This is a genomic window from Gordonia crocea (assembly GCF_009932435.1).
GTDB classification, from domain to species: domain Bacteria; phylum Actinomycetota; class Actinomycetes; order Mycobacteriales; family Mycobacteriaceae; genus Gordonia; species Gordonia crocea.
The window spans coordinates 1,840,466-1,856,529 of record NZ_BJOU01000001.1; the positions used below are offsets into that span (position 1 = coordinate 1,840,466).

Consider the following 16,064-nt stretch of genomic DNA (forward strand, 5'->3'; position numbering starts at 1 on the left):
GGTTCAAACTAGCGTCCGGCGATGTCCGACGCCGGTTCTATCCTGGGAGACATGGCGTTCCCCGCAGAGAAACCGGTCCTCGCGCATTCCGAGTTCCGCCCGATCGGAGAGATCGAGCGGGCCGACGGGCGTTTCGAGGTCGTCAGCGAGTACGAACCCGCCGGTGACCAGCCGGCCGCGATCGACGACCTGGAACGCCGGATCACGGCGGGGGAGCGCGACATCGTCCTGCTCGGCGCCACCGGTACCGGCAAGTCGGCGACGACGGCCTGGCTGATCGAGCGGGTCCAGCGTCCGACGCTGGTCATGGCGCCCAACAAGACACTGGCCGCCCAGCTCGCCAACGAGTTGCGCGAGATGTTGCCCAACAATGCGGTGGAGTATTTCGTCTCCTATTACGACTATTACCAACCCGAGGCGTACATCGCCCAGACCGACACCTACATCGAGAAGGACTCGTCGATCAACGACGACGTGGAGCGCCTGCGGCACTCGGCGACGTCGAGTCTGCTGTCCCGGCGCGACGTCGTCGTGGTGGCGTCGGTGTCGTGCATCTACGGCTTGGGCACCCCGCAGTCCTATCTGGACCGCTCGGTGGAGATGGCGGTGGGCGAGGAGATCGACCGGGACGCCCTGTTGCGCCTGCTCGTCGACGTCCAGTACACGCGCAACGACATGTCCTTCACCCGCGGCAGCTTCCGCGTCCGCGGGGACACCGTCGAAATCATCCCGTCCTATGAGGAACTGGCGATCCGGATCGAGTTTTTCGGCGACGAGGTGGAGGCGCTCTACTACCTGCACCCGCTCACCGGTGACGTGATCCGACAGGTCGACACCGTCCGCATCTTCCCGGCCACCCATTACGTGGCCGGGCCGGAGCGGATGGAGCGCGCGATGAAGGGGATCGAGGAGGAACTCGAGCAGCGGCTGACCGAGCTGGAGAACAAGGGCAAACTGCTCGAGGCCCAGCGGTTGCGGATGCGGACGACCTATGACCTGGAGATGATGCGGCAGGTCGGGTTCTGCTCGGGCATCGAGAACTATTCGCGCCACATCGACGGCCGCGGTGCCGGCTCGGCACCGGCCACGCTGATCGACTATTTCCCCGACGACTTCCTGCTGGTCATCGACGAGTCGCACGTGACCGTGCCGCAGATCGGCGGCATGTACGAGGGGGACATGTCCCGCAAGCGCAACCTGGTCGACTACGGCTTCCGGCTGCCCTCCGCGGTGGACAACCGCCCGCTGACCTGGGACGAGTTCGTCGACCGGATCGGCCAGACCGTCTACCTGTCGGCGACCCCGGGTCCCTACGAGTTGGGGCAGACCGACGGCGAATTCGTCGAGCAGGTGATCCGGCCGACCGGCCTGCTGGACCCCAAGGTCGTGGTCAAACCGACCAAGGGACAGATCGACGACCTCATCCACGAGATCCGCGAGCGCACCGACCGCGACGAGCGCGTCCTGGTCACGACGCTGACCAAGAAGATGGCCGAGGATCTCACCGACTACCTGCTGGAGTTGGGGATCCGGGTGCGGTACCTGCACTCGGAGGTCGACACCCTGCGCCGCGTCGAACTGCTGCGCCAACTGCGCCTGGGCGAGTTCGACGTCCTCGTCGGCATCAACCTGCTGCGCGAGGGCCTGGACCTGCCCGAGGTGTCGCTGGTCGCGATCCTCGACGCGGACAAGGAGGGCTTCCTGCGCAGCACCACGTCGTTGATCCAGACCATCGGCCGCGCGGCGCGCAACGTCTCCGGCGAGGTCCACATGTATGCCGACAAGGTGACCGACTCGATGCAGAATGCCATCGAGGAAACCGAGCGCCGGCGCGAGAAACAGATCGCCTACAACGAGGCGGCGGGAATCGATCCGCAGCCGTTGCGGAAGAAGATCGCCGATATCCTCGACCAGGTTTACAAGGAGGCCGACGACGAGGTCGGCGGGTCGGGCCGCAACGCCACCCGTGGCCGTCGCGCCCAGGGCGACAACCCGAAGGGCTCCACGAGCGCCGGGGTCATCGAACGCCGGGACACCTCAACGATGCCTCGGGCCGAGCTGGCCGACCTGATTGCCCAGCTCACCGACCAGATGATGTCGGCGGCGCGCGACTTGCAGTTCGAGCTCGCGGGGCGGCTGCGCGATGAGATCGCCGACCTGAAGAAGGAACTGCGCGGCATGGACGCCGCGGGCATCCAATAGCACTGGGCGCCAAATGGAGGGAATGAGATGTTCCCGACGCAGAATCCGATAGGGTGATTACCGCAACTGTGCTGAGCATTACGATTACCGGACGGGTAACCGTGGCGGGAACTAGCCTGGATGCGCAGAACACACATTCGCGACATCGCGCGAAATCTGGAGGGAATGGTCAATGGCTGCATACAACACCGTGGTAGTGGGCACCGACGGGTCGGAGTCCTCGATGAAGGCGGTGGAACGCGCTGGGGCATTGGCCGGGGAGACGGCCACCCTCGTGATTGCGTGTGCCTACTTCCCCAATGAGGGACGCGACATCGGCGCGATGTCCGACGTCCTCAAGGAAGAGGCCTACCAGGTTCACGGCTCGGCGCCGACCGAGGAGATCCTGCGCACCGCCAAGGAGCGCGCCGGTGCCGCCGGCGCCAAGCTGATCCAGCAGCGCCCGGTCAAGGGTGCCCCCGTCGACGCATTGCTGCAGCTGGTCGTCGACGTCAAGGCCGACCTGCTGGTCGTCGGCAACAAGGGCCTCAACACGCTGTCGGGCCGCCTGCTCGGTTCGGTTCCGGCCGACGCCGCGCGCAAGGCCGCGGTCGACGTGCTCATCGTCCACACGACGTAACAGCGGGGTCCGTTACGGTTGCTGGAGTGGCGCGGAGGGGATCGACGAAGATGCCGCATTTCGACAGCACAGACTGGGATGTCGTGCCGGCGTACGTCGAAGCTCAAGACCTTCGTCTACTAGAAGCTTGGACCGAGAAGTTAGACGCAGAAGTGTCGACGCTTGCCCATGGCACCTTGGGGCTGAGAAGCGGAGACGTGTGGGACAGCCAATCCCTGCGGGCCGCCGAACGCTACTTCACCCAAGACGAAGAGCGAGCACTCGCGCTCCGTGAAGTATTTACTAAGTACCTCGGTGAAGGCATGAGAAGGGCCGTGGACGGGCAATGGGTTTGCCTTCCAACGGCTGTCGACCTAGCAGGTGGGGTCGGTTTGCGACCTGCGCGATCGTGGCCGTGGCAGTATCTGATTCCGGTCACCCCCCTTCTCGACGTGGCCCTCGAGAAGCTGAGCGGAACGGTCTGGGCTGACGAGTTGGCGAGCATCCGGTCAGACGGTCCGGCCTGGCTTCCCCTGGGTTGCCAGTCGCTCTAGCTCGAATGCCATCCGGGTAGGTCCGCCAACTCGGGTGGCATTTCGTTTCCTGCGACGACGACGAGGCGCTGGGTGGCGCGGGTGAGCGCAACGTACAGGTCGTTGAGGCCGCGCTCGGAGGCGGCGACGATCGCCGCCGGTTCAACGACGACGGTCGTGTCGAATTCCAGTCCCTTGCAACCGGTCACAGTGTGCACCACGACACCGGTCCGGTCGCCGAGCGCGGCCACCGCGGCGTCGTAGTCGTCGTCGGTGACGATGACCCCGGTCAACCCGGGCCAGTCGCAGGCGATCGCGAGATCGACGGCGGTGTGCGCCGCAGGCCCCTCGGCGTGCACCGCGGTTGGTTCGATCCCGTTGCTGCGCAACGAGGTCGGCGGGGTCAGGGCCGGGTCGAGACGCTCTAGCAGTCGTGCCGCGTAGCGCATGATCTCGGCGGGGGTTCGGTAGTTCACGGTGAGTTCGTGGAGCCGCCACCGCTTTTCGACGTACGGTTCGAACACCGCCGACCAGGAGCTCGCCCCCGCAGGGTTCGACGTCTGGGCGGTGTCGCCGATGACGGTCATCCACCGATTCGGGATGCGCCGCATCACCATGCGCCAGGCCATTGCCGAAAGTTCTTGGGCCTCATCGACGATCACGTGGCCGAAGGTCCAGGTGCGGTCCTCATAGGCGCGCTCGGCCGTCGTCCGGTGGGTGGTGATCCGCTGGCGTTGGGCGAGTTGTTCGGCGTCGATCAGGTCGTAGGCCATCAGGATCTCGGGATCGATCTCATCCTCGATGTCCTGCGGCGCCGAGCCGGTCAGGATGTCGAGTGCCTCCTGCGCCTCGGACAACTGCTTGCGCCACTGGGCCTGCGCGGCCGCCTCGTCGTCGTCGGTGCCCGCGCCGATCAACTCGGCGATCTCGTCGAGCAACGGCACGTCGCCGACGGTGAACGGGGCGTGCGCCGGGCGCAGCAGGGCGGCGCGGTCCGCCTCGCTCCAACCCGGGGTGGCACCGCGGATCGCCGTCGCCGAGGTCAGCAGGTCGCTGAGGACGCGTTTGGGTTCGAGTCGCGGCCAGAACGCGAGAACGGCCTGGACCAGGTCCTCGTCGTCGCGCATCTCGTCGCGGATGTCGGCGATCTCGGCACCGGACAGCATTTGCGAACCGTCGAGCAGCGACGAGCCGATGCGCGAGGCGTAGGCGGCGGCGAGTCCGTGCAGCGCGGACCGCAGGAACTCCCGCTGGGCCTGGTTGTGCGCCCGTCGCGTGCTGCGCGCCTTGGCGCGTGCGGTTTTGACCAGGGCCGAGTCGATGGCCAGGGGATAGCCGTCGAAACGCACGGTGACCGGCTGTTTCGGTAGCGATTGATAGCTGCGGGCGTGGCGCTTGAGCACGGTCAGGATGTCGGTCGAGCCCTTGAGGACGGCGGCGGCCGGCGGGTCGACGACGGCGGTGTCCAGCCCGGGCAGCAGATTGCCGATGGTGCTCAGCAACACCCCGGTCTCCCCGAGGGAGGGGAGGACCTGCGAGATGTAGCGGAGGAAGTCGGTGTTGGGTCCGAGGATGAGCACGCCGCTGCGGGCGAGCAGGTCGCGGTGCGTGTAGAGCAGGTAGGCGGCGCGGTGCAGGGCGACCGCCGTCTTGCCGGTACCGGGGCCGCCCTGGACCACCGTCACACCGCGGTGCGGCGACCGGATGATGAGGTCCTGCTCCCGCTGGATGGTCTCGACGATGTCGGCCATCTCCCCGGTGCGCGCCGCGTTGAGCGCCGCGACGAGGGCCGATTCGTTGACCACGTCGCCGAGGGTCACCCCGCCAGCGGTGCCCTCGGCGGGATCGGAGACGGCCGATCCGTCGAGGACCTCGTCGGTCACCGTGCGCACGGCGCGGTTGGACGTGCGGATGTGGCGCCGGACCCGGACCCCGTCGGGGTCGGCCGGGGTGGCCAGATAGAACGGCCGCGACAACGGCGCCCGCCAGTCCAACAGGAGGGTGGTGTCCTCGTCATCGTCGTCGAGTACGCCGATACGGCCGATCCGCCTCGTCTCGGCGCCGTCGTCGTCATCATCGGGATCGACCTCGAGCCGCCCGAAGTACAGGTTGTGCTCGGCGGCATCGAGTTTCGCCAGGTCGTCGACGTAAAGGCGCTCGTACGACTCGCGCTCCGACAGTGCCTGCGGGGTGTCGCCGGCCTCGGCGAGGGTTTCGCGCAGCCGGCGGTTGGTGGTGGCCCGCATCCGGTCGATGCGGCCGTAGACGGCATCCAGGTGGGTCTGCTCGTCGGCTATGCGTGGATCGGGATTCACAGTTGATCCAGTGTACGCGGCTGATCCCGTGCCCGCGGGGGCGCCGACTCCGCGGGGTGGGAAAGGGTGCGGGACGGTTACCAGCCGCGCTCGGCCCACTCCGACAGGTGCGGCCGCTCGGCGCCGAGGGTGGTGTCCGAGCCGTGGCCCGGGTAGACCGCGGTGTCGTCGGGGTACACGTCGAAGAGCTTGCCGGTCACGTCGGCGAGAAGGCGGTCGAAATCACCCGGCTGCCAGGTCTTTCCGACGCCGCCGGGAAAGAGGCAGTCGCCGGTGAAGAGTTGGACCGACAGGGGGCCGCCGGCGTCGTCGCCGGCATCGCGCAGGGCCAGTGCGATGGAGCCCTCGGTGTGCCCGGCCAGGTGGATCGCAGTCAGGATGAGATTGCCGACGACGACCTCGTCGCCGTCGTCGAGGAGCCGGTCGGGCGCGACGGGGAGTCCGGGCGCATCGGCACGGCCGGCGAGGGTCGGCACGCCGGTCGCGGCGGCCACCTCCGCCAATGCCTGCCAGTGGTCGGGGTGGGAGTGGGTGGTCAGGATCGCCCGCAGGGTGCCGGGCAGGCTGTCGAGGAGGGCGAGGATCTGCGGCGCGTCGTTGGCGGCGTCGATCAACAGTTGGTCCCCGGTCTCCGAACAGGTCACCACGTAGGTGTTGTTGTCCATGGGGCCGACCGACATCTTGATGATCGTCGCGTGGGCGGTGGTCCGGCGCATCGGGCTGAGGGGACCGGCGACGGTGCCGGTGTAGGTGTCGTCGACGGGGCGCAGCGCAGTCATGCCTCCACGTTAGCTGCGTCGGGCGCCTTGTCAGACCGGCGGCATAGAATCGGATACGGCCGACATGATCGGTGCCGAAACGTGAGGAAAGCATTGCTGTGGTTGACCGTTTGATCGTGCGCGGAGCGCGTGAGCACAACCTGCGCGGGATCGACGTCGACCTGCCGCGGGACTCGCTGATCGTCTTCACCGGGCTGTCCGGCTCGGGGAAGTCGTCGTTGGCCTTCGACACGATCTTCGCCGAGGGGCAGCGCCGTTACGTCGAATCGCTGTCGGCGTATGCGCGGCAGTTCCTGGGCCAGATGGACAAACCCGACGTCGACTTCATCGAAGGCCTGTCCCCGGCGGTGTCGATCGACCAGAAGTCCACCAACCGCAACCCGCGGTCGACCGTCGGCACCATCACCGAGGTGTACGACTACCTGCGCCTGCTCTACGCGCGGGCCGGGACCGCCCACTGCGCGCAGTGCGGCGAGAAGATCGCCAAGCAGTCGCCGCAGCAGATCGTCGACCAGGTGCTGGCGATGGAGGAGGGCACCCGGTTCCAGGTGCTGGCCCCGGTGGTGCGTTCCCGCAAGGGCGAGTTCGTGGACCTGTTCGCCGACCTGCAGACGCAGGGCTTTGCCCGCGCCCGGATCGACGGCCGGGTCTACCCGCTCACCGAGCCGCCGACGTTGAAGAAGCAGGAGCGCCACGACATCGACGTCGTTGTCGACCGTCTCGCGGTCAAGGCGACGGCCAAGCAGCGGCTCACCGACTCGGTCGAGACCGCGCTGCGGCTGGCCGACGGCATCCTCGTCCTCGATTTCGTCGACGTCGACGAGACCGACGCCAACCGGGAGCGGCGCTTCTCGGAGAAGATGGCCTGCCCGAACGGCCACATCATCGCCATCGACGACCTCGAACCCCGGTCGTTCTCGTTCAACTCGCCCTATGGCGCCTGCCCGGCGTGCGACGGCCTCGGCGTGAGCAAGGTCATCGACGAGGAGCTCGTGGTCCCCGACCCCGACCTGAGCCTTTCCGAGGGGGCGATCGCGCCGTGGTCGAGTGGCCACAACGCCGACTACTTCCTGCGGCTGCTCTCCGGGCTGGCCGATCAAATGGGCTTCGACCTGGACATGCCGTGGAACAAGCTTCCCGCGGCGGTCCGCAAGGCGATCCTCAACGGCAGCGACCACCAGGTCCACGTGCGGTTCCGCAACCGCTACGGCCGCACCCGGTCCTACTACACCGAGTTCGAGGGCGTGATGGCCTTCCTGTCGCGGCGCTCGGAGCAGACCGAGTCCGACGCGATGAAGGAGCGCTACGAGGGATACATGCGCGATGTGCCGTGCTCGGCCTGTGGCGGCGCGCGCCTGCGCCCGGAGATCCTCGCGGTGACCCTGGACTCCGAGGAGTTCGGCCCCAAGTCGATCGCCGAGGTGAGTTCCCTGTCGGTGGCGGCCTGTGCCGACTACCTGGCCGGCCTCACGCTCGGCGCCCGCGAAGAGGCGATCGCCGGCCGGGTGCTCAAGGAGGTCCAGGCCCGGATCCGCTTCCTGCTCGACGTCGGGCTCGAATACCTGTCGCTGTCGCGGGCCGCGGGCTCGCTCTCGGGCGGGGAGGCCCAGCGCATCCGGTTGGCCACCCAGATCGGATCCGGGTTGGCCGGGGTGCTCTACGTGCTCGACGAGCCGTCGATCGGCCTGCACCAGCGCGACAACCGGCGCCTCATCGACACCCTGATCCGGCTGCGTGACCTGGGGAACACGCTGATCGTCGTCGAGCACGACGAGGACACGATTCGCGCCGCGGACTGGATCGTCGACATCGGCCCGCGCGCGGGTGAGCACGGCGGCCACGTCGTGCACAGCGGCTCCTACGAGGGGCTGCTGGCCAACACCGAGTCGATCACCGGCGCCTACCTGTCCGGGCGCGAGACGCTCCCGGTCCCGGAGATCCGGCGGCCGGTCAGCAAGCGCAAGCAGCTCACCGTCGTCGGCGCCACGGAACACAACCTCCACGGCATCGACGTGTCCTTCCCGGTGGGCGTGCTCACCGCGGTCACCGGAGTGTCCGGGTCCGGCAAGTCGACCCTGGTCAACGACATCCTGGCCACCGTCTTGGCCAACAAGCTCAACGGGGCGCGCCACGTCCCCGGGCGGCACAAGCGCGTCAAGGGGTTGGAGAACCTCGACAAGCTCGTCCAGGTCGACCAGTCGCCGATCGGTCGCACCCCGCGGTCCAACCCGGCGACCTACACCGGCGTCTTCGACAAGATCCGCACGCTGTTCGCCGCGACGACCGAGGCCAAGGTCCGCGGCTACCAGCCGGGCCGCTTCTCGTTCAACGTGAAGGGCGGCCGGTGCGAGGCGTGCACCGGTGAGGGCACCATCAAGATCGAGATGAACTTCCTGCCGGACGTCTACGTCCCGTGCGAGGTCTGCCACGGTGCGCGGTACAACCGCGAGACCCTCGAGGTGCATTACAAGGGCAAGACGATCGCCGAGGTGCTCGACATGCCGATCGAGGAGGCCGCCGGGTTTTTCGAGCCGGTCACCTCGATCCACCGCTACCTCAAGACGCTCGTCGACGTGGGACTCGGCTATGTCCGGCTGGGCCAGCCGGCGCCGACCCTGTCCGGTGGTGAGGCGCAGCGGGTGAAGCTGGCCGCCGAACTGCAGAAGCGCTCGACCGGCCGGACCGCGTACATCCTCGACGAGCCGACCACGGGCCTGCACTTCGAGGACATCCGCAAACTGCTCGGCGTGATCAACGGGCTCGTCGAGAAGGGCAACACGGTCATCGTGATCGAGCACAACCTCGACGTGATCAAGTCGGCCGACTGGATCATCGACATGGGGCCGGAAGGGGGCGATGGCGGCGGCACGGTCGTGGCGACCGGGACCCCCGAGGAGATCGCCGCAAACCCGCAGAGCCACACCGGACGGTTCCTGGCCGAGGTCCTCGAACCCGAGCGGGTCGCCGACGCGGGATAGCGGCGTCGGGACGGATCGAGAGGGGTCAGTCGCCCATCGACTTGCGGATCTCGTCGAGCTTGCGACGGGCCGCCTCGGCGCGGTCCTCGAACTGCTCCTCGACGGTCCGGCCCTCGGCCGACTCCTCGGCCAGTTCGCGGGAGCCGATCGCGGTGGCGGCGCGCTTCTCGATCTTCTCGCGCACCTCGTCGAAGGTCGGGGTCCCGCTGTCGTTGGGCTCGCTGCCGGTCATGTCCCCACTGTAGGCGCGACTAGGGTCGATGTCTGTGGACGACGACACCGACGCGCTGGTCGACGAGTTGCGCGCGGCGGGGTGCGTGTTCGCCGAGGAGGAGGCCGCGATCCTGCGCGACCGGGCCTCGGGCGCCGAGGAGCTGGCCCGGTGGGTGGGCCGCCGGATCGCCGGCGAACCGCTGGAACACGTCGTCGGCGTCGTGAAATTCGCCGGTGTGGAGCTCGCGGTCGGGCCCGGCGTCTTCATCCCGCGCCAACGCACGCGATTGGTCGCGGCCGTGGCCGGCGAGGCGGTGGCCCGATATCGGCCAGGTGCGGTGTTCGTCGAACCCTATTGCGGGGTTGCGCCGATCGCCGCCGTCGTCGCCCGCGATTATCCCGGCGCCGTCGTCGTCGCCACCGATGTCGATCCGGTGGCACTGGACTATGCCCGGCGCAACCTCGGGCTCGCGGCCACGGTGTGCCGGGGGATCGGGCTGGCCGGTGTGCCGGCCGAGTTGCGCGGACGGGTGTCGGCGATCGCTGCGGTTCCGCCGTACGTCCCGGTCGATGAACTGGACCTGATGCCCGCCGAGGCCCGCGACCACGAGCCGCTGCGGACCCACTCCGGTGGGGCGGGCGGCCTCGACGAGGTGGGCTATCTCATCGCCGAAGCGGTCACCTGGCTTGAACCGGGCGGCACGCTGCTCATCGAGTTGCACCGCGACCAGGCCGACACGGCTGCGGAGATCGCCGTCGACCACGGGTGCTCGATCACCGTCGTCACCGAGCACGCCGCCTATCCCGACGATGGGCACACGGCGGTGGCAGTCCTGGGGCGGTAGTCCCGGGGTGGTGACCCGGGGCCGTCACACGAGCTTTTCGCCGGGCCCTTCGCCGGGCTCGTCGGGGTAGGCGCTGGCCTCGCGGAACGCGGCCTGCAGGCCCTTGACGCCGTCGCGGATCGGGTTGGCGTGCAGCCCGAGGTCGCGGCGCGACGCGTCGAACAGGCCGGCGAGCGCGGTGATGAGCTTGCGCGCCTCGTCGAGGTCGACGTCGTCGGGGGAGGAGCCCTCGGCGAGGCCGAGCTTCTCCGCGGCCGAACTCATCAACATGACGATGCAGCGGGTGATGACCTCGATCGCGGGAATGTCGCCCAGGTCCCGGACATCGGGGTTGACCTGGGCATCGTCGGTCGGCGTCGAATAGGAGTCATCGGTCATAACTGTTAGACTGTCATAGTGCGACCGCCTCGGGTGACCGGGGCAGGCAAAGTGGAGTTCCGCTCCCACCGTGCGGCGCAGCGGCCCGAATCGGGCCCGACCTGCAGTTTCACGGTCCGACACACACCCCGGATGGGTTTACGTCCGGGCGTGCCGTGTTGGTCGGCATCGGAGCCCCTCGGGATCGCGTCAGCGAACCCCGAAGGGCTTTTTTGTTGAGGTGGCCCCCTGTGTCTGGTCCCGTTCATCGAACGCGGTCGTCAGCCAACGACACCTACCTAGGAGGCCCCATCAGCACTGAGACTCGCATCAACGAGCGCATCCGCGTACCGGAGGTCCGACTTGTCGGGCCCAATTCGGAGCAGGTGGGCATCGTGCGCGTTGAGGATGCGCTTCGGCTCGCATACGAGGCCGACCTCGATCTCGTGGAGGTGGCGCCGGACGCCCGGCCGCCGGTCTGCAAGATCATGGACTACGGCAAGTTCAAGTATGAAGCCGCGCAGAAGCAGCGCGAGTCGCGTCGCAACCAGCAGATGACCGTCATCAAGGAGCAGAAGCTCCGCCCGAAGATCGACGACCACGACTACGAGACCAAGAAGGGTCACGTCATCCGCTTCCTGGAAGCCGGATCGAAGGTCAAGGTCACGATCATGTTCCGCGGTCGCGAGCAGTCGCGTCCCGAGCTCGGTTTCCGTCTGCTGCAGCGCTTGGGCAACGATGTCGCCGAATACGGCTTCGTCGAGACCTCGGCGAAGCAGGACGGCCGCAACATGACGATGGTCCTGGCCCCGCACAAGGGAGCCAAGACCCGGGCCAAGGCCGCACAGGACTCCGGACGGCGCGCGCAAGCGGAGCCGACGCCGGAATCGGAATAGGCCGACTCACCGACCACCACGGCTCAGTCCCCGCGCTGAGCCGATGATTCCGGGCGCAAGCCCGGTCGACGAACAGGAAGTACCAATGCCAAAGGCAAAGACCCACAAGGGCACCGCGAAGCGATTCAAGGTGACCGGGAGCGGCAAGATCATGCGCCAGAAGGCGAACAAGCGCCACCTCCTCGAGCACAAGTCGAGCCACCGCAAGCGCCGCCTCGACGGCACCGCCGTGGTTTCGGACGCGGATGCGCCGCGCCTGAAGCGACTGCTCAACGGCAACGGCTAGTCCCAGCCCGCCGACGGCTGAGTAAGCCAGACCGAACAACCAGACCGAAGTAAAGAGGATTCAGACATGGCACGCGTGAAGAGGGCGGTCAACGCCCAGAAGAAGCGCCGGACGACCCTGGAGGCGTCGAAGGGCTACCGCGGACAGCGGTCGCGCCTGTACCGCAAGGCCAAGGAGCAGCAGCTCCACTCGATGACCTACGCCTACCGTGACCGTCGTGCGCGCAAGGGCGAGTTCCGCAAGCTGTGGATCTCGCGCATCAACGCCGCGGCCCGCGCCAACGACATCACCTACAACCGCTTCATCCAGGGCCTCAAGATTGCCGGTGTCGAGGTTGACCGCAAGGTGCTCGCCGAGATCGCCGTCAGCGACCCGCAGGCCTTCACCGGCCTCGTCGAGGTGGCCCGCAAGGCGCTGCCCGACGACGTGAACGCGCCGGCCGCCTGATCGCGTCGCATTCAGCCGACCAACCCGCGATGGATGTTCTGACCGAACGTTCGTCGCGGGTTGTGTCGTTTGCGAAGCTGCACCGCGCCGCCGAGCGCCGCGACCAGCGGCGGTTCCTCATCGAAGGGGCCAACGCGGTCACCGCGGCGATCGAAACCGGCCGCGCGCAGATCGTCCTCGTCGGCGAGGATGCGGCGCCGCGCCACCACGAAGTGGTGGCACTGGCCGAAAGCCGGGGCCTCGACGTCCTGTGGCTGACCGAGCGGGCCGTCGACAAGCTTGCCGACGCGACCACACCACCCGGTGTCTTCGCCGTCTGTTCCCTGCTCGACACTTCGGTGGCCGAGGTACTCGCCGATCGGCCGCGCCTGCTCGCCGTCGCCGTCGAACCGCGCGAGCCGGGCAATCTCGGCACGATCATCCGCTGCGCCGACGCCATGGGGGCCGACGGCGTCGTCGTTCTCGGCGACGCGGTCGACCCGCACAACGGCAAATGCGTTCGGGCCAGCGCCGGCAGTGTCTTCCACCTGCCGATTGCGCGGGAGCGCAATGCCGCCGACGGCCTGGATGCGCTGCGCGGCGCCGGCCTCGCCTTGTTGGCGACCACCGCCGACGGTGACGTCGCATTGCCCGGCGCGGCATCGATCCTGGCGAAGCCGACCGCCTGGCTGTTCGGCAACGAGGCCCACGGACTGCCCGACGAGATCGTGGCGGCCGCGGACCATCGGGTGTCCATTCCCATCAAAGGGCGCGCGGAAAGCCTGAATCTGGCCACCGCTGCCGCCATTTGTCTGTACGCGAGCTCCACCGCGCAGGGCTGAGCCACAGCACCGAGGCCGGTCAGAACGGCGGGTCGCTGTCGGCTTGCTTGTTGCTGCCGGCTTGTTCGTTGGCGAGGCGTTGTTTTCGGTTGGCTTCGCGTTCGGATCGTCGTCGAGCGTGTTTGGCGCGGAGGCGGTTGCGGCCCCGTTTGGGTCGACTTTCCGGTGGCGGTCCTTGTGGGGGTGATAACGGGTCACGCCAGGTGATGGTTGCCAATGCGGGGAACAGGTCTTGGTTCGTCTCGGCCGGGCCGGAGAACCGTATGCCTTCGGGCGAGACGACTTCGCTGACGAGGCGGCCAGCGGGGTCGCGGTACTGATCGTCGAGCCAGTCAGCGGCGAAGGTCTTGAGGTTGTGATGCATGCGGCACTTGGCAGCCAAGCCGTCGGGAGTGGTTTGTCCACCCGTGCTCGGGTTGTCATGGTCGTATTCGGTGACGTGGTCGACGTCGCAGCGCCAGGCCGGTTGGTCGCACCCGGGCATGGTGCAGTAGCCGTCGCGGGAGCGGACGAACGTGTCCAGTGCGGTGGAGGGGCGGTAGGCGTCGGAGGGCCGGTATGTCGGCAGTGAGACGTCCGCAGTTTCTGGGTTGAGGAGGCGGACCGTGCTATCGCCGCGGGTGAGGAGATCACGCAGGTGGGCAGCGGAAATGACGCCGTGCCCGTCCATAAAAGCGGGTTCATCATTTCGGCCGTCGACGGTGGCCTGGTCGGCGATGACATGCACCAGCACGCGTCCTTTGGCGACGGCCGCATCTTCGCGGCCGCGCAGCCAGGCGGCGAGCGCATCGGGTTCGGGGATGGTCGCGGGGCAATCAGGCCGGCCGCAGTCGCATTCGAATGCCGTTCCCGACAGCAATGCGAAGAGGGCGTCGCTGCTGCGGGCATCCGGAGAACGCGTGTCGGCGGGGCAGACGAGGTTGGCCAGCGTGATCACCGCGGAGTAGGCGATCACGGCGTTCTCGGTGGTCATCGTCGCCCCGACGGTGGCCATCCCGTCACTGCCGGAAAGGATCCAAGCGGTCCGATTCTCTTTGGCCTTCTCCCGCCGGCGCCGTACCGAGTCGGGGTCGTGGCGGAAGATGATCCGATCGACCATGTCGGACAGCCGTTTGGTCGACCACACTCCGGCCCCGCTGCGACGGGCCAAGACCGCGGCGATCGCGACGTCGACCTGCGGTGCCCAATCCTGGTCATCGATCAACTCGGTGCGTGACACGATCAGTCGGAACTGCCGCGGCGTGATCGCAGAATCGCGCAACTGGCGGCCCACCTGCGGCAGGCGGTCACGCATCGCGATCGCCTCCGACAGCCACTTCTCGGCTTGGCGCTGCGACAGGCCCTGGCTCATCGCGATCCGGGCGGCGCACTGCATCTCGATGTCGAGCATCCGAACTCCTCGTGCCGACGGCTCTGGCTTCCCGAACGTCGCGAGATAGGTGTGCATCGCACCGATCTCCCGGTATTCGGCCCAGGCGATCATGGCGGCGGCTTTTGCGGCATCACCCAACACGTCGATGGTCCAGGCGGGTTCGCCGACGGTGACGGCCATTGCGGCGTCCAGGGTGTGGGCGCGGTCCTGCCACAGGCCGGAATCCGGGTTGTTCAGGTGGGTGTCGGCATGATCGGGGCCCGGATCATCAGTGTCGTCGGTGAAGACCAGTGGCGCCATCGCCGCTTCCCGTTCGGCGGCGTCAACGGCCCCGGCCAGATCGATCGGCAGATCGGATCCGGCGCCGGGCTTGGCGATCGCTGCGAGGGTGGTCATGCCTCCATGCTACTCGAACACCCATTCGAGCGCAAGAGGAAATCTGCAGGTAAGACGCATGCGTGCGCGGGGTTGTGTCCAGAACGCATTGGGAGCAGAGCCGCAAGTCGCCCGTCTGGTCGGCGCCGATTCTCTCAGCCGTTGAGGGTATCCGAGGCGAAGGTCAGTGCATCGGACTCGGCCACCTCGAAGGACTCGAAGCGGGCATCGGCCAGAACCGCGTCGACGAGTGATCGCGACCCGCCGACCAAGGTCCACGCCCAGTCGATCTCGGTGGCCACCACCCAGGCATCCCCGCGCGGCCAGACCAGGGCGGGTACCGGTCCTGGGCCGAAGCGGCGGTCCCAGGCGATTCCGTTCCGGTATCCGTATTCGGGGTCGCCGAGCTCGGCGAGAGAGGTGGCGAAGACGACCATCTCCCGTCCGGGCCACGCGAGGAAGGGCCCGTTGCCGGTTGCCCGGCGGACGCCGGGATCGAGGAGTCGCGTGTCGTCCACCGACGACGGTCCGGGTTGTTCTTCGGCCGGTCCGTCGGAGGCGACCAGGTAGAGCGCAGCCGGGCCGTGCAGCTCGCCCCAGCCGGCCCAGATGGCGGCGAACACGTCGGTTGCCGGATCTGCGTGGTCGGCGAGCAGCGTCGTCAGCTCGGCCATCATCGCCGGATCCATCCGCCCCTCGAGGTCGACGTCGACCTGCCAGCCGTTGGCCAGCGTGGTCGTGTAGCAATCAGTCGCCTGGTCCGGCGTCGCGCCCGCGACGGCCCACCACTGCACCTGCGGGTGCATCTGGGCGCCGGTGACGGCGGCGACCTCGCGCCAGGGCGACCGGCGAGTGGCGCCGTGCTCGTCGGTGACCTCGACGGGGTGCAGGATCCGGGCGTAGGCCTCGAATCCAGTGCCGGCTACTCCGCCGACCGTCGCCCATTCGCCGACCCGGCGCAGCAGGGCGCCGCCGGCGGCCTCGACGCGGTCGGGGTCGGTGATCAGTCGCATGGGGACCGATCGTATCGGCCCGAACCCGGTCCGG

15 protein-coding genes are annotated in these 16,064 nt (G+C 68.0%); 9 read left to right on the forward strand and 6 right to left on the reverse strand.

Annotated features, from left to right (window positions below):
• The first annotated feature begins 51 nt into the window (after positions 1-51).
• The 3 genes from uvrB (at position 52) to nbrcactino_RS08720 (ending at position 3,354) form a co-directional block, all read left to right on the forward strand.
• Entirely contained in the window at positions 52-2,202 is a 2,151-nt protein-coding gene (uvrB, locus tag nbrcactino_RS08710; RefSeq protein WP_161926998.1) for an excinuclease ABC subunit UvrB, read from the forward strand.
• Positions 2,203-2,374: 172 nt separating this feature from the next.
• Complete coding sequence (locus tag nbrcactino_RS08715; protein ID WP_161926999.1) at positions 2,375-2,821, forward strand: universal stress protein; 447 nt, start codon at positions 2,375-2,377, stop codon at positions 2,819-2,821.
• Between the two features lie 50 nt (positions 2,822-2,871).
• Entirely contained in the window at positions 2,872-3,354 is a 483-nt protein-coding gene (locus nbrcactino_RS08720) for a hypothetical protein (protein ID WP_161927000.1), read from the forward strand.
• Here nbrcactino_RS08720 and nbrcactino_RS08725 read toward each other — a convergent pair.
• Together nbrcactino_RS08725 and nbrcactino_RS08730 are read right to left on the reverse strand one after the other, a co-directional pair.
• On the reverse strand, positions 3,351-5,648 hold the full coding sequence (locus nbrcactino_RS08725) for an ATP-binding domain-containing protein (RefSeq protein ID WP_161927001.1): 2,298 nt from the start codon (positions 5,646-5,648) through the stop codon (positions 3,351-3,353). The two genes, nbrcactino_RS08720 and nbrcactino_RS08725, sit on opposite strands and share 4 nt — an antisense overlap.
• 77 nt (positions 5,649-5,725) lie before the next feature.
• Positions 5,726-6,427 (reverse strand): MBL fold metallo-hydrolase, encoded by a 702-nt coding sequence (locus nbrcactino_RS08730; RefSeq protein ID WP_161927002.1) that lies wholly within the window; start codon positions 6,425-6,427, stop codon positions 5,726-5,728.
• Positions 6,428-6,525: 98 nt separating this feature from the next.
• On the opposite strand from nbrcactino_RS08730, the gene uvrA reads away from it, so the two are divergent.
• Positions 6,526-9,405: an excinuclease ABC subunit UvrA gene (gene uvrA / locus nbrcactino_RS08735; protein WP_161927003.1), complete on the forward strand. Its 2,880-nt coding sequence runs from the start codon at positions 6,526-6,528 to the stop codon at positions 9,403-9,405.
• Positions 9,406-9,430: 25 nt separating this feature from the next.
• Here uvrA and nbrcactino_RS08740 read toward each other — a convergent pair whose 3' ends face one another.
• Positions 9,431-9,637: a hypothetical protein gene (locus nbrcactino_RS08740; protein WP_161927004.1), complete on the reverse strand. Its 207-nt coding sequence runs from the start codon at positions 9,635-9,637 to the stop codon at positions 9,431-9,433.
• Between the two features lie 28 nt (positions 9,638-9,665).
• Between nbrcactino_RS08740 and nbrcactino_RS08745 the strand changes: the two genes are divergently transcribed.
• Positions 9,666-10,463, forward strand: a complete 798-nt coding sequence (locus tag nbrcactino_RS08745) for a class I SAM-dependent methyltransferase (RefSeq protein WP_161927005.1) — start codon at positions 9,666-9,668, stop codon at positions 10,461-10,463.
• A 24-nt stretch (positions 10,464-10,487) separates the two neighbouring features.
• On the opposite strand, the gene nbrcactino_RS08750 is transcribed toward nbrcactino_RS08745, so the two are convergent.
• Positions 10,488-10,841, reverse strand: coding sequence for a DUF1844 domain-containing protein (locus tag nbrcactino_RS08750; RefSeq protein ID WP_161927006.1), 354 nt, complete (start codon positions 10,839-10,841; stop codon positions 10,488-10,490).
• Positions 10,842-11,071: 230 nt separating this feature from the next.
• Between nbrcactino_RS08750 and infC the strand changes: the two genes are divergently transcribed.
• The 4 genes from infC (at position 11,072) to nbrcactino_RS08770 (ending at position 13,270) form a co-directional block, all read left to right on the forward strand.
• The gene (gene infC, locus nbrcactino_RS08755) at positions 11,072-11,716 is read left to right on the forward strand and encodes a translation initiation factor IF-3 (RefSeq protein WP_161927007.1); all 645 of its coding nucleotides are present in this window, start codon (positions 11,072-11,074) and stop codon (positions 11,714-11,716) included.
• Between the two features lie 85 nt (positions 11,717-11,801).
• Positions 11,802-12,002 (forward strand): 50S ribosomal protein L35, encoded by a 201-nt coding sequence (rpmI, locus tag nbrcactino_RS08760; RefSeq protein WP_161927008.1) that lies wholly within the window; start codon positions 11,802-11,804, stop codon positions 12,000-12,002.
• A gap of 66 nt (positions 12,003-12,068) precedes the next feature.
• Entirely contained in the window at positions 12,069-12,449 is a 381-nt protein-coding gene (rplT, locus tag nbrcactino_RS08765) for a 50S ribosomal protein L20 (RefSeq protein WP_161927009.1), read from the forward strand.
• A gap of 29 nt (positions 12,450-12,478) precedes the next feature.
• The gene (locus tag nbrcactino_RS08770; protein ID WP_161927010.1) at positions 12,479-13,270 is read left to right on the forward strand and encodes a TrmH family RNA methyltransferase; all 792 of its coding nucleotides are present in this window, start codon (positions 12,479-12,481) and stop codon (positions 13,268-13,270) included.
• Between the two features lie 19 nt (positions 13,271-13,289).
• Here the strand turns inward: nbrcactino_RS08770 and nbrcactino_RS08775 are convergent, their stop codons facing one another.
• Both nbrcactino_RS08775 and nbrcactino_RS08780 read right to left on the reverse strand, forming a co-directional pair.
• Entirely contained in the window at positions 13,290-15,038 is a 1,749-nt protein-coding gene (locus nbrcactino_RS08775) for an HNH endonuclease signature motif containing protein (protein ID WP_161927011.1), read from the reverse strand.
• Between the two features lie 134 nt (positions 15,039-15,172).
• Positions 15,173-16,030 carry a hypothetical protein gene (locus nbrcactino_RS08780; RefSeq protein ID WP_161927012.1) on the reverse strand — a complete coding sequence of 286 codons (858 nt, stop codon included), beginning with the start codon at positions 16,028-16,030 and terminating at the stop codon, positions 15,173-15,175.
• Positions 16,031-16,064 lie beyond the last annotated feature (34 nt).

Coding starts and splice junctions, on each gene's coding strand:
- nbrcactino_RS08775 (WP_161927011.1), bottom strand. CDS start 15,038: ATGACCACCCTCGCAGCGATCGCCAAGCCCGGCGCCGGATCCGATCTG.
- nbrcactino_RS08745 (WP_161927005.1), top strand. CDS start 9,666: ATGTCTGTGGACGACGACACCGACGCGCTGGTCGACGAGTTGCGCGCG.
- nbrcactino_RS08740 (WP_161927004.1), bottom strand. CDS start 9,637: ATGACCGGCAGCGAGCCCAACGACAGCGGGACCCCGACCTTCGACGAG.
- nbrcactino_RS08720 (WP_161927000.1), top strand. CDS start 2,872: ATGCCGCATTTCGACAGCACAGACTGGGATGTCGTGCCGGCGTACGTC.
- nbrcactino_RS08715 (WP_161926999.1), top strand. CDS start 2,375: ATGGCTGCATACAACACCGTGGTAGTGGGCACCGACGGGTCGGAGTCC.
- nbrcactino_RS08730 (WP_161927002.1), bottom strand. CDS start 6,427: ATGACTGCGCTGCGCCCCGTCGACGACACCTACACCGGCACCGTCGCC.
- nbrcactino_RS08780 (WP_161927012.1), bottom strand. CDS start 16,030: ATGCGACTGATCACCGACCCCGACCGCGTCGAGGCCGCCGGCGGCGCC.
- rpmI (WP_161927008.1), top strand. CDS start 11,802: ATGCCAAAGGCAAAGACCCACAAGGGCACCGCGAAGCGATTCAAGGTG.
- uvrB (WP_161926998.1), top strand. CDS start 52: ATGGCGTTCCCCGCAGAGAAACCGGTCCTCGCGCATTCCGAGTTCCGC.
- nbrcactino_RS08770 (WP_161927010.1), top strand. CDS start 12,479: ATGGATGTTCTGACCGAACGTTCGTCGCGGGTTGTGTCGTTTGCGAAG.
- rplT (WP_161927009.1), top strand. CDS start 12,069: ATGGCACGCGTGAAGAGGGCGGTCAACGCCCAGAAGAAGCGCCGGACG.
- nbrcactino_RS08750 (WP_161927006.1), bottom strand. CDS start 10,841: ATGACCGATGACTCCTATTCGACGCCGACCGACGATGCCCAGGTCAAC.